Genomic DNA, 22,999 nt, shown 5'->3' on the forward strand with positions numbered 1-22,999 from the left:
TCAAGATTCCGCAACGTCAACTTGATCGCCGCCGACAATTTCTTGTTGCACAGGCCTTGCGCATCGGCCGCGGCGCGCCGAAATGTGCGACATGATAGCAACAGTGAAAGCGGGGCGATGAGCGATTTGGGGCAGGAGTTGGGACCGGACGGCAAGGTGGTCGTGCCGGATCATGTCGCGGACGCGGTGCGCACGCTCATCGAATGGGCGGGCGATGATCCCGCGCGCGAAGGCCTGCGCGATACGCCGCGCCGCGTCGCGCGCGCGTGGAAGGAATATTGTTCGGGTTATGGCGAAGACCCCTCGATCCATTTGTCGCGCACCTTTGAAGAGGTCGGCGGCTATGACGAGGTCGTGCTGCTGCGCGACATTCCCTTTCAGTCGCATTGCGAACATCATATGGCGCCGATCACCGGCAAGGCGTCGATCGCCTATCTGCCCAAGGACCGCGTCGTCGGCATCTCCAAGCTCGCGCGCGTGCTCAATGGTTATGCGCGGCGGCTCCAGGTGCAGGAGCGGCTGACCGCCGAAGTCGCGCAGTGCATCTGGGACAATCTGCAACCACATGGGGTCGCGGTGGTGATCGACGCCCAGCATGGCTGCATGACCGGACGCGGCGTGCGCACACCCGGCGTCGGTATGGTGACCAGCCGCCTGCTCGGCTGTTTCCTCGACGACCAGCGAAGCCGCAAGGAAGTGCTGGGCCTGATGGGCTATTGACGAGCGGACGGGTTCAGCGCCGCCACATTCTGAGCAACTGATACTGCACAGCCTGGAGTCGCGTGAAGTTTGCGGGCTCCATCTTGCCACCTTCCAGCGCCGCGATCTCGTTGAGCTCGTGCATCAGGTTCCGTTGCTGGACGTCGGGGATCAGGCTCTGGATGAAGGTGATGGCGACCAGTCGCTCGCCGCGCGTCACCGGCTCGACCTCGTGCAGCGTGTGCGAGGGGTAGACGATTGCGACGCCGGGCGCCTCCTTGAAGTGCAGATCGGCATTGCCGAGCTGCACATGGAGCGCGCCGCCGTCATAATCGGCGGGGTCGTTCAGGAAGACCGTGCAACTGACGTCGGTGCGAAGCTGGCCGTCGGGCAGCGGGATGTAGGCGGCATCGGGGTGCAGCCCGTAATGCATGCCGGGGGTGTAGCGTGTCAGCAGCGGGGGCGCGATGCGCGCGGGAAAGGAAAACTCCATGAAGTCCGCATTCCTGACCATCGCGTCGAGCAGGATCTTCGACGAGCGTTCGTAGGCGGCGGCATCGTGCAGCTGCAGGTTGTTCTTCACCTTGGAATGCGGGTTGCTGATCTTGCCGTCGACAAAGGTGCCGCTTGCGGCGATGTCGCGCAGTGAGCGCACCGCATTGTCGTCGAGCAGCTGGACTAGTTTGAACATTTCGGTCTTCCTATCGGCCGTGGATCGGCAGCTCGGCGAGGGTGTTATAGCGCGCCGTCGTCGCTTCAACCCAGGCAATCGCTTCGCCGATCGCGCGGGCGTGGCGGGCGGCGGCTTCCGCCTGAAGCTGGCGGCGCAGGTCGGGGCTGTAGCCGTGTTCGGGGGCTTTGGAGTATTGACGCATGATCGGACCGGCAAGCGCAGTATCGATCCGTCCGGAATCGACCGACAGGCCGAAATGTGCCGCCTGAACCGCGAGTGCGGCAGCGGGATCGCTCAGGAAAGCCTCGAAATCCATCCATTGATGGCGCGGGTCGGCTGGCGGCAGCGTGCGCTGCGCGCTCGCCATCTCGCAAAGCCAGCTCATCGCGATTCGCGTGACGGGTGCGAGCTGCCATAGGGCAAAGGGAAAGTCGGGGAGCTGTCCGGCGAGCCGCGCCATACGCGCGGGGGCCTGTGCCAGCGTTTCCGCGGTCGAGGCTTCGCCCGCCAGGATCGTTTCAAGATAACGAGGCAGGGGGACGTGGAGGAACAGCGCGCGTCCGCCACCGGCCGTCAGATCGTCGGCGATCGCGGTGATGACGCTCGACGCCTTGACGATTGCTTGCTGACCGGGGCGGAAGCCGCGGCCCAGCCAGCCGCAAACCTGGCGCAGCCGCTCGCGATAAAGCGTCGGCGACCACAAGGATTCGGGGCGCCCGATGCGTTCGGCGACTTGCGCCAGACTGCGCAGCAGCATCGGTTCGCGCAGCGGCAGCACGTCGGCGAGCTCGGCAATCAGGCGCGACACGAGCGTCGAACCGACATGACCGATGTGGAAGATGAAATGCGGATGCGGCGCCGTGGCGCCAAGGTCCGGAAGCGCTGTCCACGGCACCCATTCGCGCCCGATCCGGTCGGTCAGCAGGCGCTGGTCGAGAAAGCTGGCGCTGCGATAATCGCCTTCGCCGAGTTGCGCGACGAGCATGCGATCATTTGCAAGGTCGGCCATATGCGGAAGCAGACCTGCATCGGCAGCAAAACGGTCGGAGAGCGAGACGGCGGCCATCCTTGCCAGCCATAGGAAAGCGCGTGTCGGTTGGCCAGCCTTGACGTCGGTGTAACGGCGCAGGTCGTCAGGTCAGGCAAAAACCGCGTCTGCCGACAACAGAGAGGCGCGGCCTTGCGGCCACGCCCCTCCCCCCCTTAACCGGGAAAGCGGACTCTTCAGCGCGAGGCGAGCCGCATCGGGTCGGCCTTTGCGGCCCACTGGATGCTTTCGCTGCCGCCCATCGCGCGGATGAAGCAGGCCTGACCCTGTGCCTTGAGCTGGTTGCACAGCCTCGCGGCGTCGGCGCGCGACGCGAGGCCATTGACGGTCAGGCGATAGAAGGTGCGCCCCTTGACCGTCGCGGCGTGGCTGGAGGCGGGGAAGCTGCCGAGGACACCATTGCGTCTTTTGAGCGTGCTCCATTTTTCCTTGGCGATCGCCAGGCTGTCATAGGCGCCGAGTTGCACCGCCCAGCCGTCGGGCTTTTGGGCGTCGAAACCCATCGCCTTGGGCACCATGACGGTGGCGAGTTCGAGCGCCTGTTTCTGCGCCGGGCGGATATGGCCTTCGCCCCCGACGCGCGGCGCGCGGCGATAGGGGGTGGTGTCGGCAAGGATGACCTCGGCGGCGGGCGCCGGTCGCGGCAATTCGGTGACCGGCACGACGCCGTCGGCGGTGCGTTCGGGCATCGGCAGTTCGACGCTGCGAATGCTGCCGCCGGCATCAGCGAGCGCGGGCGGCGGCGGGACGTAGGCGGCGACCGGCGCGGGGTCGGCGCTCGCCAGCCGGCTGGGCGCATCGCCGGCCGGTTCGGCGGCGGCCATCTGGGTGTCGGCGAAGTTACCGAGCGCGAGGCGCACGGGCATCCCGGCGTCGGGCTGCGCGCTGGTGCCGATCAGGCTGGCGACGCGCACCTGCGCGTTCGGCTGCTCGGCGAGCTTCGACCATTCGGCCATCCGCCCTTCGAGCTTGGCGAGCGAGAGATCCTGCGACGCGACTATCCGCGCCTGTGCCCAGCGGCCCGACAGTGCGAGCGCAAGCGCAAGATTCTGCCGCGTCCGCGCGTCGGCGCCTTCGGCCCGTGCGGCTTGCCCCAGCACGTAGAGCGAGCCTTCGCTGTCCCCCGCGAGCGCGAGCGCGAGACCAAGATCCGAGGCGGGCACGGCATCGCGGTGGCGCGTGAGCAGCGTGACGGCTTCGCCGTTGCGGCCCTGCGCGATTTCGGCGAGCGCGCGCGCGAGGATCGTGTTGCTGTCGCCCGCGCCGAGTTCCATCGCCTCGGCAAGCGCCGTCGATGCCGATGCGAAGCGGCCGTCGCCAAGATAGGCCTGGCCCAGCAGTGCGCGATATCCCGCGTCGCGCGGACTTGCCGCGACCGCGGCTTCAGCCAGCGCGACGGCTTTGCCCGGCTTGCCGACTTCCAGGGCTTCGCGCGCCTTGTCGGCCGATTTGGCGGCGACCGCGGGCGTTCCGGCGGCGCGCGACGGCGCGTCGGCGATCTTGCCCACGCCGCTGCACCCCGTCGCCACACCGAGCACGAAGCCCGAAACGGCGAGGTTCATCAGCATCTTGCGGTTCATCTCGGATCCCCCTGTATGTCGTTCAGCGCTGCCCGCGTGCCGGGCGCGCCGCGGGCAGGCGGCTCGCCATCGCCTCGATTTCGGGCAATGACGCCAGATAATCGTCAAGCAGGTCGGTGAGGATGAGCTGCGACGACCGGTTCGTGATCGCGCTGGCGAGGCGCAGCCGCAGATGACGCTCGGCATCGAGGCGGAGCGTGAACGCCGCTTTCTCTCGCGCGCGCACCGCGCGCGGGGCCTTGTCCTTCTTCGGCGCCGGTTCGGGACGCGCCTCGACCTTGCGCGCGACGGCGGCAACGCGCTCGATCAGCGATTCCTGCTGGCGCACCACTTCGGGCACGTCGGACGCTTCAGCGACGACGTCCTCGGCGCCCGGATCGACGTCGAGCCTTCCGGCGACAAGGTCATGGCCTTCGCTTTCGTCGACGGCATGTTCGGCCTCGACATTATGCGCCAGCACCGATCCGGTCAGCAGCGGCTTGAGGTCGACCATCCGTGCGGGTTCGCTCGACTGGTCGGGATCGACATCATAACCCATGTCGTTCCAGCCGAGGTCGTCATAGCCCATGCTGCCGATCGGCGCGGGACCGCTGCCGAGCGGCTGGCGGCGCATGGCCGGCCGCGCGCCGCCCTTGCGGGCCAAAAGTCCGGCGCTCAACGATGCGAGGGGTTTTGGTTCGCCCATGATTCCCGTTCCTCCCGTCACTGGCCAGCGATGCGGCGGCCGAAACCACCGCCCATCGGGCGAACCGCGCCGTAATTGCCCTGTTGAGGCATCGGCGCGGCGAAAACGGTACGGCGGAAATTCTTTTCAAGCCGGTCGTTCATATAGGTCCACAGCTGACGTATCTCGTCGGCCGAGCGTCCACCCGGATCGACTTCCATAACCGTGCGGCCGTCGATCATCGACGCGGCATAGTCGGTGCGATGGTGCAGCGTGACGGGGGCGACGGTGCCATGCTGCGACAGGGCAACGGCGGCTTCGCTGGTGATCTTGGCTTTCGGGGTGGCGGCGTTGACGACGAACACCAGCGGCTTGCCGGCACGTTCGCACAGGTCGACGGTGGCGCCCACGGCGCGCAGGTCGTGCGGGCTGGGACGCGTCGGCACGACGATCAGTTCGGCAACCGAAATCACGCTCTGGATCGCCATGGTGATCGCGGGCGGGGTGTCGATGACGGCGAGCTTGAAGCCCTGCTGGCGCAGGATTTCAAGGTCGGAGGCAAGCCGTGCAACGGTGGTCTGCGCAAAGGCGGGAAGGTCGGTTTCGCGCTCGTTCCACCAGTCGGCGAGCGATCCCTGCGGGTCGATGTCGATGAGGACGACGGGACCGGCCCCGGCAAGCTGCGCCTGCACCGCGAGGTGCCCCGACAGCGTCGTCTTGCCCGACCCGCCTTTCTGTGAAGCCAATGCCAATACGCGCACTGCGTTACCCCCTCGGAAAGCCATCAAATCGGCGAAGGAATGCCATGCAGGGCGCTAAAATTGGGTTAACGATGATAAAATCAGGGTGAACAAGCGGTTCGCCATCGTGGTAAACAGTCGCTTAAGCCGAACCTGTCCCGATATGGTTCGGATTCGGCCCACCCCTATTTGCCGCTAACACCGTGTTAGCCATTTGGCGCTATGACGATTGCCGGGGACTGCGGCCGCCCCGTTGCGGCGCAAGTCATTGGAGAATAACATGCCTTCGTTCCGCACCATTGCCCTGCTGACGCTGCCGCTGCTGGCGCTGTCGACGCTTTCGGTCCCCGCGCGCGCCGACGTCAAGGCCGGGGTCGATGCGTGGCAGGCGGGCGATTATCGGACCGCGGTTGCCGAATGGCGTCCGCTGGCGATCGCGGGTGATGCCGACGCCCAGTTCAACCTGGGGCAGGCCTACAAGCTCGGCCGGGGCGTTCCCGCCGATCTGGCGCAGGCGGAGGCCTGGTATCGCCGCGCCGCCAAACAGGGACATTTGCAGGCCGAAGACAATCTCGGCCTCGTGCTCTTCACCGCGAACCGGCGTGAGGAAGCGATGCCTTTCATCGCCAGGTCCGCGGCGCGCGGCGAACCGCGCGCGCAATATGTCCTCGGCACCGCGCATTTCAACGGCGACCTGGCGGAGCGCGACTGGCCGCGCGCCTATGCGCTGACCAAGCGCGCAAGCGATGCCGGGCTTGCGATCGCGTCGGCGCGGCTCGCCCAGCTCGACAATCTGATCCCGCTCGACCAGCGCCAGCGCGGCCTCGCGATGATCCCCGAAATCGAACGCAGCGAACAGCGCGAACGGCTCGCCGCGGTGAACGCCGCCGCGCCGCCCGCGCCCAAACCCGCGTCGGCTTCGCCGATCAGGAGTGCGAGCCTGCCACCCTCGGCGCCGGGGACGAGCTATACGCCGCCGCCAGTCATTTCTGCGGCGAAACCGGCGGTCGGCAAGCCTGCCACGACGTCCTCGCCGGTCGCGAGCGCTGCCGCGGCCGCCGCGGTCGAAGCGACCGCCGCCGCAGCGGCCGCGACCGGACAGCCGGGCACGACCTATGCGCCGCCGCCCGAAAGCAGCGTGCCGACGCCCGCCGCGCCAGCGCCCGCCACGGCCGCCGCCGCACCGGCCAAATCCGCTCCCGCGCCGGTCCGCGTCCACACGGCGGCGGCAAGCCCGTGGCGCGCGCAACTCGGCGCCTTCGGTGTCGAGGCCAATGCCCGCGGCCTGTGGACAGCACTGGCAAAGAAGAATCCCGCCTTTGCCGGGCGCCAGCAGCATCTGGTCAAGAGTGGCAAGCTCACCCGCCTGCAGGCCGGTGGTTTCGCAACCAGGGGCGAAGCCGAAAGCTTCTGCGCCGCGCTGCGCAAGGACGGTCAGGCCTGTCTGGTGGTCGATCAATAGGCGCCGGATCGGCGACGCGCCGGTCACTCTTCGTCGGCGAATTGTCCATAATGGTCGGGCATCTTGAATCGCACCGTTTCGACGCATCCCGTCGCGCCCTGCGCTGACGGCGCGACGCGCCCGCTGCGCAGTATCTGGATCGCCTGCTGCCCGAAATCCGCCGACGGCTGCGCGTCGAGCACCTTCACATTGCCGACCTCGCCCCATGGCGCCGCGTCGAACGACAGGATCGCCCATCCCTCGATCGCGCGCTGGCGATAGGCGGGGGGATAGCTGCTGTTCGGCCGGGTCGCCCAGTCAAGTTTTGCCGGACAGCGCGCATCGGCGGGGCGCATCTGGCCCTCGTCGGGTTTGTCGGGCGCCGTCAGGCGGCCTGCCGCGCGCCAATAGGGATAGAGGCAGCCGGTGCGCGCCCCACCGGCAAAGCGCGAGGCGCGCACCGCCTCGACCGCCGCGGCGTCGAGGTCGGCGTTGCCCGTGCCGTGCGCGACGCGCGCGTTGACCGGGCGCCCGTCGGCATCGGTGTCAAAGGCGACGAGCGACCAGTCGCGCGCGCCCGGCGTCGCTGCGACTTTGGAAAAGTCGGGATAGGCGCGCAGCAGCACGGCGGGGCGCGGTCTGTCGCGACAATTGCCGATCGCGCCCAGCCGATCCCAGCCTGTCTTGGGGAGTTTCGGCCCGGCGGGAAAGATCGAATAGGCCGCAAGGTCGGCGATCGGCGCCTGTTCCAGCGAGGCGAACTGCGGCGTGTAGCGCACCGTGCAGTCCGCGCGTTTCGCGCCCGCGGGAAAGCGGCTGGCCGCGAGCGCCGGGCCGATGTCCTGCGCGAAGGGGACAAAGGCGTCGCCCTCGCGCGTGATCGAGTGCGGCCGCCCGGCATCGTCGATGGCAAAGCGATAGGCGACGCTTCGTACCCGTTGCGGATCGGTCGTTGCCAGGGCGATGTCGGGGCGTTGCATGACCGCCGCCGCCACCGCCTGTCCGTCGCAGCGGATCTCGCCGGGCCGCCATGCCAGATATTGTTGCGACAGGGCCGGGACATTGACGACGGGCGCGGGCACGGAGGCAAGAAGCAAGGCGGCGGTCAGCATCGTCCGATCTCCCTTGAAGGGTGGCCAGACTAGCGGGAGCGGCGCCGCTTACAAGGTTGAAAAGCAAGGCGATTGCACATTATCGCGCTCCCGACCGTTCCGCGTCCAGTCGCTTGGCGAGCGCCTTGCGCGAGCGGTCGGCGTAGGCGCGGCAGGCGCCGGGGCTTTCGCTGTAACGCCCGTCGCCCGCATTGTCGGGATGCGCCGCGATCAATATGTCGCACGCGATCGCATCCATCTTGCGATAACTTTCCTCGAAACCGGCGACGAACGGTTTGCCCGCGTCGGAGGTGAAGCGATAGCCGTCGGCCGAAACGGGGTTGAGGCTTGCGGCAAAGACGACCGCCTTGCAGCTGCCACCGTCGCACGCCTGCCAGGTCCAGCTCATGCTGCCCATCGTGTGTCCCGGTGTCGCGACGGCGGTGATCGCGGTGTTGCCCAGCCGCAGCATTTCGCCGTCCGTCATCGTGCGGACCTTCGCTACCGCGGGCCAGCTTCCGCCATAGCCGAGCTGCGGATCGTCGTCGGCGTGTTTGCCCATGCGCAGCCCCTCGGCGCCGCGCGCGCTTGCCACCACCGTCGCGCCGGTGTCGCGCGCGAGCGCCGCAAGGCCGCCCGCATGGTCGAAATGGGGTTCGGTGCTCAGAATATATTTGATGTCTGTGGGGTCGAAACCGAGCCTCCGGACATTGGCGAGGATCGCGGGCGCCGCCTGCGGCAGCGCGCCGTCGACCAGCACCAATCCGTCGCCCGTGTCGATCAGCGCGACGCTCAATCCACCAAAGCCGACGAGATAGGAGTTGCCGAAGATTTTTTTGGGTTCCACAGGCGCCAGCCATTGGGCCGAGCGCGACGTCTCGATCGGCTGCGTCAGCGGATCGATGGTCGGAACCGGCGCCCCGCCTACAGCGGCGAGCCACGCGAACAGGCTGATTGCTTCGATCATCTTCGTCTCCCTTCGCTGCCGAAAATGGCCCGTCGCTCGCGGCGCGGCAAAGCATCATTTCTCGACAAAGCCATGATAATAATTGATGACAGGCCATGGACCGCGCACAGCTCCCCCTCAACGCTCTTCGTGCTTTCGAGGCGGCGGCGCGGCACCTCAATTTCACGCGCGCGGGGATCGAGCTGTGCGTCAGCCAGGGAGCGGTGAGCCATCAGGTCGCCGAGCTTGAACGGCGCCTCGGCGCGCGATTGTTCCATCGCCTGCCGCGCGGGCTGGCGCTGACGGACGAAGGCCATGCGCTCGTCCCCGTGGTGTCGGACGCGTTCGACCGCGTGGCGGCGACGCTTGATCAATATGCCGACGGGCGGTTTCGCGAGGCGCTGAAAGTCGGCGTGGTCGGAACCTTTGCGACTGGCTGGCTGCTGCCGCGGCTCGATGATTTTGCACGCGCGCATCCGTCGATCGACCTGCGCATCGCGACGAACAACAACCGTGTCGACCTGGCGGGCGAGGGGCTCGATTATGCGATCCGCTTTGGCGACGGGGCGTGGCACGGCACCCACGCCGAACCCTTGCTCGCCGCGCCGATGACGCCGATCTGCGCGCCGGTCGTCGCCGCGCGGCTGGCGACGCCCGCCGACCTCACCTCCGAACGATTGCTGCGATCCTATCGCGCCGACGAATGGGCGCTCTGGTTCGGCGCCGCGGGCGTGCCCGTCCCCTTCCTGCGCGGTCCTGTCTTCGACAGCTCGGCGCTGATGGCGGCGGCTGCGGCGGCGGGGCAGGGGGTGGCGCTCGCGCCGCCGTCGATGTTCACGCGCGAACTTGCCGCCGAGCTGCTCGTGCAGCCCTTTGCGCTTGCAGTCGATATGGGGCGTTACTGGCTGACGCGCCTGATGTCGCGCGCCGAGAGCGAGGCGATGCTTCGCTTTCGCGGATGGCTGCTTGCCGAGGTGGCGGCCGCGAGCGCATAAAGCGCCGCGCGCCATGACAAAAGGGCCGCGCTTCCGTTTCGGAAACGCGGCCCTTTCAAAAGGCTTTTCAGGAAGCTCAGGCTTCCCGGGCGTCGTCCGCGACTTCGTCGCTGGCCTCGGCGGCCAGTTCCGATGGCGGGGTCGCCGCTTCAAACTCGTCTTCGCTGTCGGGTTCGAGCGCCGCGGCGGCGGCTTCGGCCTGTTCTTCCTCGAACATGGCGGCGATGACGTCGATGCCCTGGCTCTGCATTTCGGCTTCGTCAGGCGAACGCGCGACGTTGACGCCGACGGTCACGACGACTTCGGGGTGCAGCTTGACCTTGACGTCGACAAGGCCGAGCGACTTGATCGGGCGTTCAAGCTCGATCATCGCCTTGGTGACGCCATCGACGCCGTCTTCGGCCAGCGCATCGACGATGTCGCGGACCGAAACCGAACCATAAAGCTGGCCGGTGTTCGACGCCTGGCGGATCAGGACGATCTGCTTGCCTTCGATGTCCTTGGCGCGGGCTTCGGCATCGGCGCGGCGCTCGGCATTGTCGGCCTCGATCTTCGCGCGGTTGGCTTCGAACAGCTTGCGGTTTGCCTCGTTCGCGCGCAGCGCCTTGTTGTTCGGCAGCAGATAGTTGCGGGCAAAGCCGTTCTTGACGGTGACGACGTCGCCGATACCGCCCAGTTTCTCGATACGTTCGAGCAGGATGATTTCCATGACGCTGCCCTCCTTACTTCACAATATAGGGGAGCAGGCCGATGTGGCGGGCGCGCTTGATCGCCTTGGCCAGCTCGCGCTGCTTCTTGGTGGACACCGCGGTGATCCGCGACGGGACGATCTTGCCGCGTTCCGACAAATATCCCTGGAGCAGACGGACGTCCTTGTAATCGATGACGGGTGCGTCCTTCGCGCTGAAGGGGCAGGTCTTGCGGCGGCGGAAAAAGGGTCGTGCCATGTTGCTGTTCCTTATTCTTCGCCGTCGCGGTCACGGCCACGGCCGCCGCGGCGTTCCTGCTTGCGCATCATCACCGACGGACCCTTTTCGAGTTCGTCGACCTTGATCGTCATCCAGCGAATGATGTCTTCGTTGATCGCCGCCTGACGCTCGATCTCCGCGATCGCTTCGCCCGACACTTCGGCCGACAGCATCACATAATGACCCTTGCGGTTCTTCTGGATCTTGTAGGCGAGCTGCTTGAGGCCCCAGGTCTCGGTCTTGTGGACCGTGCCCTTATATTCGCCGATGACATTGGTGACGGTTTCCGCCAGCGCATCGACCTGAGCCTGGCTCAGATCCTGACGCGCGATAAAGACATGCTCGTAAAACGGCATGATGCGCTTCCTTCGATTTGGCCGATCGCTGGTTTTGCGCCAATCGCAAAACCCCTCCGGCTGTCGTCCGGCCTTGCGTATTTGTGCAAGACAAACGGGGCGACAGGCACAAGGCCTCGCCCCGAATGCGAGCGCCTATATAGATTTCGGTGAAAGAAGCAAGAGCTCAAGAGCTGGAGAGAATTGGGATTCGCGCAGAGGACGCAGAGATCGCGGAGGGGAAGATATCGGATTCACGCGGAGACGCGGAGGCGCGGAGAGAAAGTGTTTGCCGCGAAGCGGTCTTTCCCTTCGACCTCGCCTCGCAAATTGACGGTGCAATAAGAAGGGGCCTTTCGGCCCGATCATCTCCGCGTCTCCGCGTCTCCGCGTGAACAAAAAATCCCTGCGTCCTCTGCGCCTCTGCGCGCAATAGTCTCAGCCAAGCTTTGCCAGCAATTCCTTCCCAAACTCGGTGAGCGTGTCGTCGCGAGCGCCGAGGATCAGGATGCGGTCGCCGGGCCGCGCTTCGTCGAGGATCGCGGCGCCGCAATGGGCGCGCGTCGTCAGATGCACGGCGTCGGCGGCGCCCGCGACGATGCCGGCAACCAGCGCCTCGCTGCCGATGCTGCGGTCGACGGTGCCGCCAAAATAGACGGGATCGCAGACGTAGAGCCTGTCGCCGTGGCGCATCCCCGATGCGAAGCTGGCCGCCAGTTCCTTGCCCATCTGGCGCAAGGGACCATAGCCGTGCGGCTGGAAAAACAGCAGCGCGCGGCCGGGCAGTTCGGCGACGGCGGCCAGCGTCGCGGCGACCTTGTCGGGATTATGCGCGAAATCGTCGATCACCGTGACGCCGCCCGCTTGCCCCAGCACTTCGTAGCGCCGCGCGAGGCCCGCGAAATCGGCGAGCGCCGCGACCGAAGCCGCGACGGGAATGTTGAGCGCGCGCGCTGCCGCAATCGCAGCAAGCGCGTTCGCGGCGTTATGGCGGCCGGGCATCTTCAGGCGCACGAGATGGCGGTCGGCGGCGAAATGCACCGTGAAGCGGCAACCGTCCGCCAGCGGCTCGAAATCGCTGCCACGGATCGCCGCATTGTCGCCGAAGCCGAAGCGCAGGACATTGTCGGCGGCGAGCAGCGGCGCCGATTCGGGGTCGTCGGCGTTAATGACCGCGATACGCGCCTTTGCGGCGAAATCGCCGAACAGGCGGTGCAGTTCGTCGAGACTCTTGTGGTCGAGGCTGATGTTGGTGACGACCGCGACGTCGGGCTGATACAGCGCGATCGACCCGTCGCTTTCATCGACTTCGCTGACATAAATGGCGTCTTCGCCGACGAGTGCGCTGGCGAAGGGCATGTCGGGACCGGCGAAATTGCGCATCACCGCGCCGTTCATCACCGTCGGCCGACGACCCGCGCGGTCGAGGATCCAGCCGATCATCCCGGTGACGGTCGACTTGCCGCTGGTGCCGCCGACGCCGACGCCCCGGTCCGCGGCGTTGAACAGCGCGGCGTTGAGGTCGGCGCGCGTCATGCGGGGAAGGCCGAGCGTATTGGCGGCGGCGACGTCGGGCACACTGTCCTCGACCGCCGCCGACGCGACGAGAATCTGGCCGCCCGCAACGCCGCTGCCATCCTGCGGAAAAAGGGCGATGCCGCGGCTTTCGATCCAGTCGAACTTGGCGGACGAGCGCCCCTGATCGCGGCTGCGGTCCGACCCCGAAACCGCCGCGCCGCGCGCCGCGACGATCATCGCCAGCGGCAACATGCCCGACCCGCCGATGCCGCAGAAGAAATAGGATTTGTTTTCGGCCATCGCGGCGCGATATGGCGTCTTATGAGCAATGGCAACACTCCCTCTCCCGCCGGGAGAGGGTTGCGCAGACTTGGTGCGAAGCGCCTGGTCGTAGCCGGGTGAGGGGATCAGGGGTGGCGTGGAAATTGGACGGCGGACACCCTCATCCAACTTCGCCTGGCCAGCAAGCTGGCAAGGCTGCGTATCCTTCTCCCATGGGGAGAAGGTTTTAATGCGCATCGGCATCGTCGCCCCCTCGACCCCGATCCTGCCCGACGATGCCGAAGCCGTGCGCGCGATCGCGGCGCTCGGCTACCCCGATGTCGAGCTGGTGTTCGATCCGCAATGTTTTTCCACCCACGGCCATTTCGCGGGCGAGGACGGGCATCGTTTTGCGGCGCTCGTCGAGATGGCGAACCACCCGGACATCGACGCGGTCTGGTTCGCGCGCGGCGGCTATGGCGCGTGCCGGATTGCCGGGGATGCGGTGGCGGCGATGACCGATGCCGCGCGGGGCAAGGCGTTTCTCGGCTATTCGGATCAGGGCAATCTGCTCGCCTGCCTCTATCGCGACGGCTTCGACCATGTCGCGCACGGGCCGATGGTCGCCGACATCCGGCGCGAGGGCGGCGAGGCGGCGGTGACGCGCGCGCTCGACTGGCTGGTGGCGCGCGATCCCGCGGCGTGCGAGCCGGGGCTGGAGCATGGCGCGCGCCATGTGGCGTTCAATCTGATGACGCTGTCGATGTTGCTCGGCACCCCGCTCGAGCCCGACCTGTCGGGGCATGTCCTGCTGGTTGAGGAGGTCAGCGAATATCTCTATGCTTTCGACCGCGCGCTGTTTCATGTGACAAGCTATCTCGCGCCGCGCGGACTTGCCGGGCTGCGGCTGGGGCGGGTCAGCGACATTCCCGAAAACGACCGGCCGTTCGGCATGGAGGCCGAGGAGATTGCGCAGGGCTGGTGCGCGCGCGCGGGCATTCCGTGGCTCGGCCGCGCCGACATCGGGCATGATGCGGCGAACAAGGTCGTGCCCTTCGGCTTGCATCGCGCGAGGTGAGCGAATAGGCGCTCTGCCTTTCCGTCATCCCGGCGAAAGCTGGGATCGCTGGATCGGAATGCCAACGGTCCCAGCTTTCGCCGGGACGACGAAATGAAACGAGGACAGGGTCATGCGCGCATTCATCTTTCCGGGTCAGGGCAGCCAGTCGGTCGGCATGGGCAAGGCGCTTGCCGACGCGTCGCCGACGGCGCGCGAGGTGTTTCAGGAAGTCGACGACGCGCTGGGGCAAAAGCTGTTCCAGCTGATGAGCGAAGGCCCTGAGGATCAGCTTACCCTCACCGAAAACGCCCAGCCCGCGATCATGGCGAATGCGATCGCGACGCTGCGCGTGCTCGAAAAGGAGGGCGGCGTGACGCTGGCAGGCAAGGCCGATTATGTCGCCGGGCACAGCCTGGGCGAATATAGCGCGCTGTGCGCTGCGGGGGCGTTCGATCTTGCAACCACCGCGCGCCTGCTCAAGACGCGCGGGCAGGCGATGCAGGCGGCGGTGCCCGTCGGCGTCGGCGCGATGGCGGCGCTGCTCGGCGCCGATATCGAGACGGCGCAGAAGCTTGCCGATGCCGCCGCCGAGGGCGAGGTCTGCACCGTCGCGAACGATAACGACCCGTCGCAGGTGGTGATCTCGGGCCACAAGGGCGCGGTCGAGCGCGCGGTGGCGATGGTCAAGGACTTCGGGATCAAGCGCGGACTGCTGCTTCCCGTTTCGGCGCCCTTCCACTGTCCGCTGATGCAGCCCGCCGCCGACGCGATGGCCGAGGCGCTCGGCGCGAACCCGCCCGCCGCTCCGCTGGTGCCGGTCGTTGCCAATGTCACCGCGAGCCCGGTGAGCGACGCCGACGCGATCCGCGATCTGCTTGTGCAACAGGTCACCGGCCGCGTCCGCTGGCGCGAGAGCATTGGCGCGATGGAGGACATCGGCGTGACGCAGTTCGTCGAGTTCGGCGGAAAAATATTGTCGCCGATGGTGAAACGCAGCGCAAGGGCTGAGGTCGAAACGGTCAGCGTCATTTCGATGGATGACATCGAAGCGTTGCTGAAAGCTTTTTAAAAGATTCGCGCAGAGGTGCAGTGAAGGTTCACGCGGAGACGCGGAGACGCGGAGGGACTGTGCGGGACATAGATGTCGTGAGCGGCGATGTGCTGGATTTATCGCTCCGTTTGCACCGAGAGTTGGGTCCAGGTTTGCTCGAAAGTGTCTATGAGACTGTCCTTGCAGGCAAATTGATCGGTCTTGGATATAAGGTCGATCGGCAGTTGCCGATCGACATCCATTTTGAAGGAATGCGTTTCGATGCCGCATTCCGGCTCGATTTGCTTGTCGATGGCCGGTTGCTCGTGGAGATCAAATCGGTCGAAAGACTGAATCCTGCCCACGGCAAGCAATTATTGACCTACTTGCGTCTCACCGGCCAATCGGTCGGACTGCTCATCAATTTCGGCGGAGCAACGCTCAAAGAAGGCGTCCGCCGCATCGTCAACGATCATAAACCCTCCGCGTCTCCGCGTCTCCGCGTGAACCGGTAATTCCCAGGAGAAGATAGATGTTCGATCTTACCGGCATGACCGCCCTTGTTACCGGCGCCAGCGGAGGCATCGGTTCGGCGATTGCGCAGGCGCTTAGTGTGCAGGGCGCGCGGCTGGCGGTTTCGGGTTCCAATGCCGAGAAGCTGGGTGTTTTCCGCGATACGCTGGGCGGCGACCATGTCGCTTTGCCGTGCAACCTTGGCGATGCGGCTGCGGTCGATGCGCTCGTTCCGGCAGCGGTCGAGGCGCTGGGCGGCAAGCTCGACATCCTCGTCAACAACGCCGGGGTGACGCGCGACAATCTGATCCTGCGGATGAAGGACGAGGAATGGTCGGACGTCATCCGCATCAATCTCGAGGCCAATTTCCGCCTCGCGCGCGCCGCGGCGAAGCCGATGATGAAGGCGCGCTTTGGCCGCATCATCTCGATCACCAGCGTCGTCGGCGCGACGGGCAATCCGGGGCAGGCCAATTATGCCGCGTCGAAGGCGGGCGTCACCGGCATGACCAAGGCGCTGGCGCAGGAACTGGCGAGCCGGGGCGTAACGGTGAACTGCGTCGCGCCCGGCTTTATCGCCACGGCAATGACCGACGATTTGCCCGACGCGCAGAAGGAAGCGCTCAACCAGCGCATCCCCGCCGGGCGGATGGGCGAGGGCAGCGACATTGCCGCCGCGGTCGTCTATCTCGCGTCGAAGGAAGCTGCCTATGTCACCGGACAGACTTTGCATGTAAACGGCGGCATGGCGATGCTGTCCTGACGGCAGCGGCCGATCGCGAAGGGGAGTGCCGATGACGAAATATGGGATCGTGGGCGCCGCGCTTGTTTTGGCGGCGCTGCCAAATGCCGTATCGGCGCAGGAAGGCGAAAAGTTCGACTGTGTCGTCGCGTCGGTGCCCGCCGGAACAAAGGAGATGCTGGGCGCGGCGATGGCGGGCGCCGGCGACGAGGCCTCGCGCGATGCGATGTTCAAGGAACTGGCGACGATCACCGACGGCTGCGTTGCGCGCCACGGTATCACCGACGAACAGAAGGGGCATTATTTCGACTACAGCCTGGCGCGCATTTCGCGCGAATGGCTGGCGGTCGACATTGCGAGACTCGACCTTGCCCCCGGCGTCGTCGACCGCGCGCTCGATTTCGGACCGGAGGGGACGAATCCCGACCTGTCGTCGGAGATGAGCGAGGAGCAGATCATGAAGATCGTCCAGGGCTATATCGACGCCGGCGTCGACATCGAAAAGGTCGATGGCGCGGTCTGGGAAAAGGTTGGCGCCTATGCGGCGGCGACCTCGATCTACTGGAACAAGCGCAAACTGTTGCCGTTCTGATCGGGCATAGCGCCTGAGGTTTATTGATCGTCATCCCGGCGAAGGCCGCGATCTCGCCGTGTCTCTATGACGCACCGGCGAGATCCCGGCCTTCGCCGGAATGACGGATAGGCTAGAGCATGCTGTATTTAGACGGAAGCGTATCCGGCGTTTCGGAGGTAGTTGGCGCACTCGGAGGGTGAGACGATGTCGAGGATGTCGCCGACGCGGCGCCATGTGGCGTCGTGATCGCGTTGCTGAGCGTCGCGCATCCAGTGTTTGACCTTTGAGAAGAGCTGCTCGATGGGATTAAGATCGGGGCTGTAGGGCGGTAGGAAGATCAGGTGCGCCCCGCGCGCCCGAACGGCGGATCGAGCGGCCTTGCCTTTGTGTGAGCCGAGATTGTCGAGGATGATGATATCGCCTGGTGCCAGTGTCGGAGCGAGGAATTGCTCGACATAGGCGGCAAAGAGCGCGCCGTTGATCGGGCCGTCAATGACGCAGGGAGCATCGACCCGGTCATGGCGCAGCGCTGCGATGAAGGTCAGCGTTTTCCAGTGGCCATGCGGCACCTTGGATGGGAGCCTTTGTCCCTTCGGTCCCCATCCACGCAGCGGCGCCATGTTGGTCTTGATCCATGTCTCGTCGATGAAGACAAGGCGCCTGGGATCGATCTTGTCCTGATGGGCTTTCCAGCGTTGCCGCTTGCGGGCGACGTCAGGCCGGTCCTGCTCGGCGGGCACGACCGTTTTTTTTGAAGCTCAGCCCTTCGCCGTGGAGAAACACCCAGACAGCCCGGCGATCCGTCTTAATCCCCCGTGCCGCAAGCTCGGCCGCGAGCTGGCGCGTCGTAAACGGCGCCGAGCGGACCCGTTCGCGAAGCCAATCCGCCACCTCCCCGCTCAGCGTCCGCTTCTTGTGGCCGTTCATCTTCCCCGGCTTGAGCCCTCCCGTCTCGCGCCGAAGCTTGCGCCACTTCGACAAACAGGATGGGCTGATCGACAGCGCCTCGGCAATCGACCGATCCGTCTCGCCAACATCCGAGCGCATCAGCGCCCGCTCCCTCAAATCCTCCGAATAGGGTCGCGTCATCCGTGCTCTCCTCCCGCACGGACCTTGAATCACATCACAACAATCTAGGGAATCCCGATTCCGTCAAACAACAGCATGCTCTAGAAACTCGCGCGCGCCGTCAAACGGATGTCGCGGCCCGCGAGCGGGACATAATCCTTGGTGAAGCTGGCGTGGCGCCGCGCCTCGACGTCGAAGATATTGTTCGCGGCAAGGCTGAGCGTGAGGTTGCGGCTGTCGGGCAGCGGGCGCCAGCTGATCGACGCATTGACCAGTGTAAAGCCCTTGGTCGGCGTCTCGAACGGCGCGATGCGCGTCTGGTCGTCGGTCCATTCGACCTCGGCGCGCGCGTCGATCCGCTCGCCCTGCGCCTCCAGCCCGCCGAGTATGCGCAGCGGCGGAATGCGCGGCGCGTGCTGGTCGAGCCCGCCCTTGATCTTCGCCCGCGTCATGTCGGCGGTCGCATCGGCGACGATGTTGAAGCCGCCGACCTGCGCGAGCCGCGCGCTCGCCTCGGCCTCGAAACCCCAGACGCGCGCATCGCGCTGGAAATACTGAAAAACGGGAAGTTCATCCTCTTCCTCGCCCGTCGCATTGGCGTAGATGAAGTCGTCGAACCAGTTGGAATAGGCAGCCAGGCTGAGGTTGAAGCCGTCGGTGCGGAGCTTGAACGACGCCTCCGCCCCCCAGCTCGCCTCGCGCTTCAGATCCGGGTCGCCGACCTCGAAGGATTGGGTTGCGATATGCGGGCCGTTCGAGAAGAGTTCCTCGGCCGACGGCGCGCGCACCGCGCGCGCGACCGAGACGCCGAACTTCACACCCTCGGCCAGCTCGTAATTGGCGCCGAGCGCGCCCGAGAAGGTGTCGAAATCGCGTTCGATGCCCAGCGACGGTGCGCGGACGCTGGTGCTTTCAAAGCGCGCCGCGGCTTCGATACCCAGTGGACCCGTCTGCCATTCCTGCAAGGTGAACAGCGCGAACTGGTCGGTCAGGTTGCGCGGAACAAAGGCTTCGGCGCCGATCGCGTTGAAGTCGCGGTGGCTGTATTGCACGCCGCTCGCGCCGCGCCAGCCGCCGCGGTCGTTCTGCGCCAGCTCGATCCGGCCCTCGACCCCCTGGTTGGTGAAGACGGTGCCGACCTCGTCGCCCTCGAACTCGGTATGTTCATAATCGGCGTAGCCCGCGCGGATGCGCAGCTTGTCGAAAAAGCCGTCGCCCATTTCGACCTCGCCGCGCAGGTCGGCGCGCCATTGGGTAAGGCCGATGGTCACCGGGCCTTCGCCATGTTCGTGGCCTTCCTCTTCCTCGCCCTCTTCTTCCTCTTCATGGTGGTGTTCGGTGCCGGGGCGCGAGGGGACGCCATAATTGCTGTCATAATAGCTCACCGAAACGCCGAGCTGGCCGCCGTCGTTGATGAGCGACAGGCCGCCGGCGGCGGTCCAGGTCTCGCTGCCGGTGTTGGCGACCTTGCCGCGCGACCCCGCCTGTTCGGTGAGTTCGGCGGCTTCGTCGGCATGACCTTCTTCGGCTTCATGTTCGGCAAGGTGGAGCAGTTCTTCGCGCAATGCGGGAGCATATACGAAGCCGCCGCTGCGCACGTCGCCGGTCTTGCGCCAGCTGCCGTCGAAATGCGCGACGACCTGCGGCGAGAGGGCGATGTCGATCGAGCCCCCCGCATTGCGGTCGTCGGCGGCGGTGGCATAGCCGCCGATCGCGTCGATATGGACATGATCTTCGGGCACCTTGCGCGGAATACGGCGGTCGAACAGGTTGACCGCGCCGCCGATCGCCTGGCTGCCGAACAGCAGCACCGCGGGACCGCGCAAGATTTCGATGCGCTCGACGGTCAGCGGGTCGACCGTCACCGCATGGTCGGCCGAGGTGTTCGACACGTCGATCGAGCCGATGCCGTCGGTCAGCACGCGCACGCGCTCGCCCGAAAAGCCGCGCAGCACGGGGCGCGAGGCGCCGGGGGTGAAGCTGGTCGCCGACACGCCCGCCTGCCGCGTCAGGCTGTCGCCGATCTGCCCGCGGATGTCGCGCGCCAGCTCGTCGCCTTCGAGCACCGAGACATTGCCGAGAATGTCGAGGCTGCGGACATAGGGGGCGGTGACGATGATCGGTTCGCCCGTATGCACGTCGTCGTCGCTGCTCGCGGCGCGATCCTGCGCAAAGGCGGGGGCGGAAAGGATGAGGGCGAAGGTGAAACCGGCGGAAGAGAGCAAGCGCATGGGACGGCGATAATCCTGACTGAATGTGGGTATGTCCGTGCCAGTAATGATATACTGTCACAATGACAAGCCCGTTCCGCCCTCCGGTCTGCGGTTGGTCGGCGCCGAACGACCATTGGTCGACAAAGGCCGATCATCGGCGAGACAAGCGAAGCTGTCTTGCGGCGTTCCGAACGCCGTCTTAGATCAAGGCGCATGACGATTGCCAAAACCAGCCTGGACCTGATCGGCAACACGCCGCTCGTCCTGCTCAAGGGCCCCAGCGAAGCGACCGGCTGCGAAATCTGGGGCAAGTGCGAATATGCCAACCCCGGCGGATCGGTGAAGGACCGCGCCGCGCTCTATATCGTCCGCGACGCCGAGGCAAACGGCAGCCTCGCGCCCGGCGGAACGATCGTCGAGGGGACCGCGGGCAATACGGGCATCGGGCTTGCGCTCGTCGGCAATGCGCTGGGCTATAAGACGATCATCGTCATGCCCGACAACCAGAGCGCCGAGAAGATGGCCACGATCCGCGCATTGGGCGCCGAGCTGGTGCTCGTGCCGCCCGCGCCTTTCGCCAACCCCGGCCATTTCGTCCACACCTCGCGCCGCATCGCCGAGGAAACCGATAATGCGATCTGGGCCAACCAGTTCGACAATATCGCCAACCGCAAGGCGCATGTGTGCGGCACGGCGGAGGAAATATGGGCGCAGATGGAGGGGCGAATCGACGGCTTCACCTGCGCCGCGGGAACCGGCGGGACGATCGCCGGGACGGGGCTGGGGCTGAAAGCCAGGGATCCCGACATCACCATCGCGCTGACCGACCCGCACGGCGCGGGCCTTTATAATTATTACCAGTGCGGCGAGCTGAAGGCGGAAGGGTCGAGCGTCGCCGAAGGGATCGGACAGAATCGCATCACCGCGAATCTCGAGGGCGCGCCGATCGACACGCAGTTCCGCATTTCGGATGCCGAGGGGCTCGCCGTCGTGCGCCGCCTGCTCGACGAGGAGGGGCTGTGCCTTGGCCTTTCGTCGGGAATCAATGTCGCGGGCGCGATGGCGCTGGCGCGGCAGCTGGGGCCGGGCAAGCGCATCGCAACCATCCTGTGCGACAGCGGGTTTCGCTATCTCTCGACGCTCTATAATCCCGAGTGGCTGGCCAGCAAGGGACTGGCGGAGGTGAAAGGATGAGCGTGCGTATCGACAGCGGTTCGACCACGCCGACAGGGCAGCAACCTGCGCCGCCGCCGCCCCCACAGGGACATGACACGATGCGTCGGCTGCAGATCGGCATCGCCGGGGTGCTCACGGTGCTGCTGCTCGTCGGCATGGCCGGGCTGATCGGCGACCGCGCGCGCGAACAGGTGGCGGCCGAAGAGGCGTCGAGCCCGGAGGTCAAGATGCCCGGCGACAACCAGGCGGGCGGCGCGCCGCTCGAAGAATTGGGGGTTCAGCCGGTGTCGCCCTCGTCGAAGGATGAAAATGTCGACCCGTCGATAAAGGTGCCGCAGGCGGTGGCGCCGACGGCGACCGTCCCCGACCTCGAACCCGATCCCGAACTTCAGCGCGCGCGCCAGTCGGCGCCGTGACCGCGCGGCTGCGCCGGACGTTTCTGCGCGCCGGCTCGATTGCGATCCTGACCGTCGCGCTCGTGTGGGTGGTCGGCGGGCAGGCGCTGCTCGGCCGGATCGACCCGGCGCTCACGGTTCCGCTGCTCGCGCCGCCGATGTTGTTGCTCGCCTGGTGGCAGCGGCGCGATCCCGCGATCAGTCGGCGGCGCACCGTCCTGCTTGCACTGGGGCTGACCGTCGCGGTGCAGGCGGCGCTCGCTCTCGCGCTGGCCGGATCGGCGGCGACGCTCCAATTGCTGCTGGTCGCGCTGGCGGGCGGCGCTGCGGCGCTCATCGCCGATGCACTGGTCCGGTGGCGTCCGTCGCTTCGTGCGCTGCCTTGGCTTGCGGCGCTGCTGTTCGCCCTCGCCTGGTGGGGCGCCGGCCATACGCTGCTCGCAGCGCTTTATCGGCCCGCGGCCGCGTCCGCCGATGCGCCCGCGGCGACGATGCTCACCGGCCTGCCGCTGCGTTGGCCGGGTGGCGAAAGTCTGGCGTCGATGATCGCCGCGGGCGCGAATGACGATCCCGCGCTCGCGCGGATCGAGCGGCTGGGGCCGACGCTGCTCGTCGACAGCCTGGCCGACCATGTGCCGCCGCCGGGCGGGGTGCTGCTGATCGCGCACCCGCGCGCGCTGGCGCCGCAGGAACTGGTTGCGATCGACGCCTTTGTGCGCGGCGGCGCGCGCGCGGTCATCCTCGCCGATGCGCTATCGAGCTGGCCGCCGCGCCATCCGCTCGGCGATCCGCGCAACCCCCCGGTGACGAGCCTGCTCACGCCGCTGCTCGATCATTGGGGCATCGCGCTGGGCGGCGCACCGGTTGGGGAAGGCTCGGTCGTTGCGGTCGACGTCCAACATGAGCGGCTCCGCCTGTCGAGCGCCGGGCGCTTTGACCGGCTTCCTTCGGCTTGCCGGCGCTTTGCGGAGGGTCATGTCGCCCATTGCCGGATCGGCAAGGGCGAGGCTTGGCTGGTCGGCGACGCCGACCTCTTGCATGCGTCGCTGTGGCTCCCGCTCGTCCCCGGCGCCGACCATCTGCGGCAAGCCGATACGATGGAATGGATTGCGGCGCGACTGTGGCCCGGCGCGGGGCGGGCGACGCTGCACCCGATCTGGATTCGTTCGCGCGCCGACTGAGTCGCGCCTTTCCGCCCCAAATCGCCCCGATCGCACCCGGTCTCGCGGCGCATCTTTGCGTCGTGGGGCCGATATTTGCCCAGTTCGA

General features: G+C 66.5%; 24 protein-coding genes. 11 read left to right on the forward strand and 13 right to left on the reverse strand.

Going from position 1 to position 22,999, the window contains the following annotated elements:
* Nucleotides 1-117: 117 nt before the first annotated feature.
* Complete coding sequence (gene folE, locus SPYCA_RS03085) at nucleotides 118-720, forward strand: GTP cyclohydrolase I FolE (protein WP_120218891.1); 603 nt, start codon at nucleotides 118-120, stop codon at nucleotides 718-720.
* 13 nt (nucleotides 721-733) lie between these two features.
* Here the strand turns inward: folE and SPYCA_RS03090 are convergent, their stop codons facing one another.
* The 5 genes from SPYCA_RS03090 to SPYCA_RS03110 form a co-directional block, all read right to left on the reverse strand.
* Nucleotides 734-1,390, reverse strand: a complete 657-nt coding sequence (locus tag SPYCA_RS03090) for a Fe2+-dependent dioxygenase (RefSeq protein ID WP_120218892.1) — start codon at nucleotides 1,388-1,390, stop codon at nucleotides 734-736.
* A gap of 10 nt (nucleotides 1,391-1,400) precedes the next feature.
* Complete coding sequence (locus SPYCA_RS03095; RefSeq protein WP_120218893.1) at nucleotides 1,401-2,438, reverse strand: hypothetical protein; 1,038 nt, start codon at nucleotides 2,436-2,438, stop codon at nucleotides 1,401-1,403.
* 158 nt (nucleotides 2,439-2,596) lie between these two features.
* A complete protein-coding gene (locus SPYCA_RS03100) occupies nucleotides 2,597-4,000 on the reverse strand; it encodes an SPOR domain-containing protein (RefSeq protein WP_120218894.1) in 1,404 nt (467 codons plus the stop codon).
* A gap of 22 nt (nucleotides 4,001-4,022) precedes the next feature.
* Nucleotides 4,023-4,685 (reverse strand): hypothetical protein, encoded by a 663-nt coding sequence (locus SPYCA_RS03105; RefSeq protein WP_120218895.1) that lies wholly within the window; start codon nucleotides 4,683-4,685, stop codon nucleotides 4,023-4,025.
* A gap of 17 nt (nucleotides 4,686-4,702) precedes the next feature.
* Nucleotides 4,703-5,425 carry a ParA family protein gene (locus tag SPYCA_RS03110; protein WP_120218896.1) on the reverse strand — a complete coding sequence of 241 codons (723 nt, stop codon included), beginning with the start codon at nucleotides 5,423-5,425 and terminating at the stop codon, nucleotides 4,703-4,705.
* Nucleotides 5,426-5,684: 259 nt separating this feature from the next.
* Here SPYCA_RS03110 and SPYCA_RS03115 point away from each other — a divergent pair, with 259 nt between their 5' ends.
* Entirely contained in the window at nucleotides 5,685-6,866 is a 1,182-nt protein-coding gene (locus SPYCA_RS03115; protein WP_120218897.1) for an SPOR domain-containing protein, read from the forward strand.
* Nucleotides 6,867-6,889: 23 nt separating this feature from the next.
* Here the strand turns inward: SPYCA_RS03115 and SPYCA_RS03120 are convergent, their stop codons facing one another.
* Nucleotides 6,890-7,957, reverse strand: a complete 1,068-nt coding sequence (locus tag SPYCA_RS03120; RefSeq protein ID WP_120218898.1) for a TonB family protein — start codon at nucleotides 7,955-7,957, stop codon at nucleotides 6,890-6,892.
* A 79-nt stretch (nucleotides 7,958-8,036) separates the two neighbouring features.
* Entirely contained in the window at nucleotides 8,037-8,903 is an 867-nt protein-coding gene (bla, locus tag SPYCA_RS03125; RefSeq protein WP_120218899.1) for a subclass B3 metallo-beta-lactamase, read from the reverse strand.
* Between the two features lie 95 nt (nucleotides 8,904-8,998).
* On the opposite strand from bla, the gene SPYCA_RS03130 reads away from it, so the two are divergent.
* Complete coding sequence (locus SPYCA_RS03130; protein ID WP_120218900.1) at nucleotides 8,999-9,877, forward strand: LysR family transcriptional regulator; 879 nt, start codon at nucleotides 8,999-9,001, stop codon at nucleotides 9,875-9,877.
* 76 nt (nucleotides 9,878-9,953) lie between these two features.
* On the opposite strand, the gene rplI is transcribed toward SPYCA_RS03130, so the two are convergent.
* The 4 genes from rplI to SPYCA_RS03150 all read right to left on the reverse strand — a co-directional run bounded on the left by rplI (nucleotide 9,954) and on the right by SPYCA_RS03150 (nucleotide 12,998).
* A complete protein-coding gene (gene rplI / locus SPYCA_RS03135; protein ID WP_120218901.1) occupies nucleotides 9,954-10,586 on the reverse strand; it encodes a 50S ribosomal protein L9 in 633 nt (210 codons plus the stop codon).
* A 13-nt stretch (nucleotides 10,587-10,599) separates the two neighbouring features.
* The gene (rpsR, locus tag SPYCA_RS03140; protein ID WP_003040094.1) at nucleotides 10,600-10,824 is read right to left on the reverse strand and encodes a 30S ribosomal protein S18; all 225 of its coding nucleotides are present in this window, start codon (nucleotides 10,822-10,824) and stop codon (nucleotides 10,600-10,602) included.
* A gap of 11 nt (nucleotides 10,825-10,835) precedes the next feature.
* The gene (rpsF, locus tag SPYCA_RS03145) at nucleotides 10,836-11,201 is read right to left on the reverse strand and encodes a 30S ribosomal protein S6 (RefSeq protein ID WP_120218902.1); all 366 of its coding nucleotides are present in this window, start codon (nucleotides 11,199-11,201) and stop codon (nucleotides 10,836-10,838) included.
* 417 nt (nucleotides 11,202-11,618) lie between these two features.
* On the reverse strand, nucleotides 11,619-12,998 hold the full coding sequence (locus SPYCA_RS03150) for a Mur ligase family protein (RefSeq protein WP_120218903.1): 1,380 nt from the start codon (nucleotides 12,996-12,998) through the stop codon (nucleotides 11,619-11,621).
* 211 nt (nucleotides 12,999-13,209) lie between these two features.
* On the opposite strand from SPYCA_RS03150, the gene SPYCA_RS03155 reads away from it, so the two are divergent.
* The 5 genes from SPYCA_RS03155 (at nucleotide 13,210) to SPYCA_RS03175 (ending at nucleotide 16,896) form a co-directional block, all read left to right on the forward strand.
* Complete coding sequence (locus SPYCA_RS03155; protein WP_120218904.1) at nucleotides 13,210-14,037, forward strand: LD-carboxypeptidase; 828 nt, start codon at nucleotides 13,210-13,212, stop codon at nucleotides 14,035-14,037.
* Nucleotides 14,038-14,149: 112 nt separating this feature from the next.
* A complete protein-coding gene (gene fabD / locus SPYCA_RS03160) occupies nucleotides 14,150-15,088 on the forward strand; it encodes an ACP S-malonyltransferase (protein ID WP_120218905.1) in 939 nt (312 codons plus the stop codon).
* 59 nt (nucleotides 15,089-15,147) lie between these two features.
* Nucleotides 15,148-15,564 carry a GxxExxY protein gene (locus SPYCA_RS03165; RefSeq protein WP_120218906.1) on the forward strand — a complete coding sequence of 139 codons (417 nt, stop codon included), beginning with the start codon at nucleotides 15,148-15,150 and terminating at the stop codon, nucleotides 15,562-15,564.
* Between the two features lie 17 nt (nucleotides 15,565-15,581).
* Nucleotides 15,582-16,325 carry a 3-oxoacyl-[acyl-carrier-protein] reductase gene (fabG, locus tag SPYCA_RS03170; RefSeq protein WP_120218907.1) on the forward strand — a complete coding sequence of 248 codons (744 nt, stop codon included), beginning with the start codon at nucleotides 15,582-15,584 and terminating at the stop codon, nucleotides 16,323-16,325.
* 31 nt (nucleotides 16,326-16,356) lie between these two features.
* Nucleotides 16,357-16,896 (forward strand): hypothetical protein, encoded by a 540-nt coding sequence (locus SPYCA_RS03175; RefSeq protein WP_120218908.1) that lies wholly within the window; start codon nucleotides 16,357-16,359, stop codon nucleotides 16,894-16,896.
* Between the two features lie 128 nt (nucleotides 16,897-17,024).
* On the opposite strand, the gene SPYCA_RS03180 is transcribed toward SPYCA_RS03175, so the two are convergent.
* Nucleotides 17,025-17,967, reverse strand: a protein-coding gene (locus SPYCA_RS03180) for an IS630 family transposase (RefSeq protein WP_120218909.1) whose coding sequence is annotated in 2 segments (ribosomal slippage) — nucleotides 17,025-17,630 and nucleotides 17,632-17,967 — 942 coding nt in all. Because the reading frame shifts where the segments join, the coding sequence is not laid out codon by codon here.
* An 80-nt stretch (nucleotides 17,968-18,047) separates the two neighbouring features.
* On the reverse strand, nucleotides 18,048-20,177 hold the full coding sequence (locus tag SPYCA_RS03185) for a TonB-dependent receptor (protein WP_120218910.1): 2,130 nt from the start codon (nucleotides 20,175-20,177) through the stop codon (nucleotides 18,048-18,050).
* 195 nt (nucleotides 20,178-20,372) lie between these two features.
* Here SPYCA_RS03185 and SPYCA_RS03190 point away from each other — a divergent pair, with 195 nt between their 5' ends.
* The 3 genes from SPYCA_RS03190 to SPYCA_RS03200 are packed head-to-tail and all read left to right on the forward strand — an operon-like array spanning nucleotide 20,373 to nucleotide 22,911.
* Nucleotides 20,373-21,353 carry a cysteine synthase A gene (locus SPYCA_RS03190; RefSeq protein ID WP_120218911.1) on the forward strand — a complete coding sequence of 327 codons (981 nt, stop codon included), beginning with the start codon at nucleotides 20,373-20,375 and terminating at the stop codon, nucleotides 21,351-21,353.
* A complete protein-coding gene (locus SPYCA_RS03195; protein WP_120218912.1) occupies nucleotides 21,350-21,751 on the forward strand; it encodes a hypothetical protein in 402 nt (133 codons plus the stop codon). The genes SPYCA_RS03190 and SPYCA_RS03195 overlap by 4 nt, the downstream gene beginning before the upstream one ends.
* The gene (locus tag SPYCA_RS03200; RefSeq protein WP_232003484.1) at nucleotides 21,748-22,911 is read left to right on the forward strand and encodes a GldG family protein; all 1,164 of its coding nucleotides are present in this window, start codon (nucleotides 21,748-21,750) and stop codon (nucleotides 22,909-22,911) included. Before SPYCA_RS03195 ends, SPYCA_RS03200 begins: the two co-directional genes overlap by 4 nt.
* Nucleotides 22,912-22,999: the final 88 nt, after the last annotated feature.

Origin of the sequence: Sphingopyxis sp. FD7 (assembly GCF_003609835.1) — a bacterium.
Classification (GTDB): Bacteria; Pseudomonadota; Alphaproteobacteria; order Sphingomonadales; family Sphingomonadaceae; genus Sphingopyxis.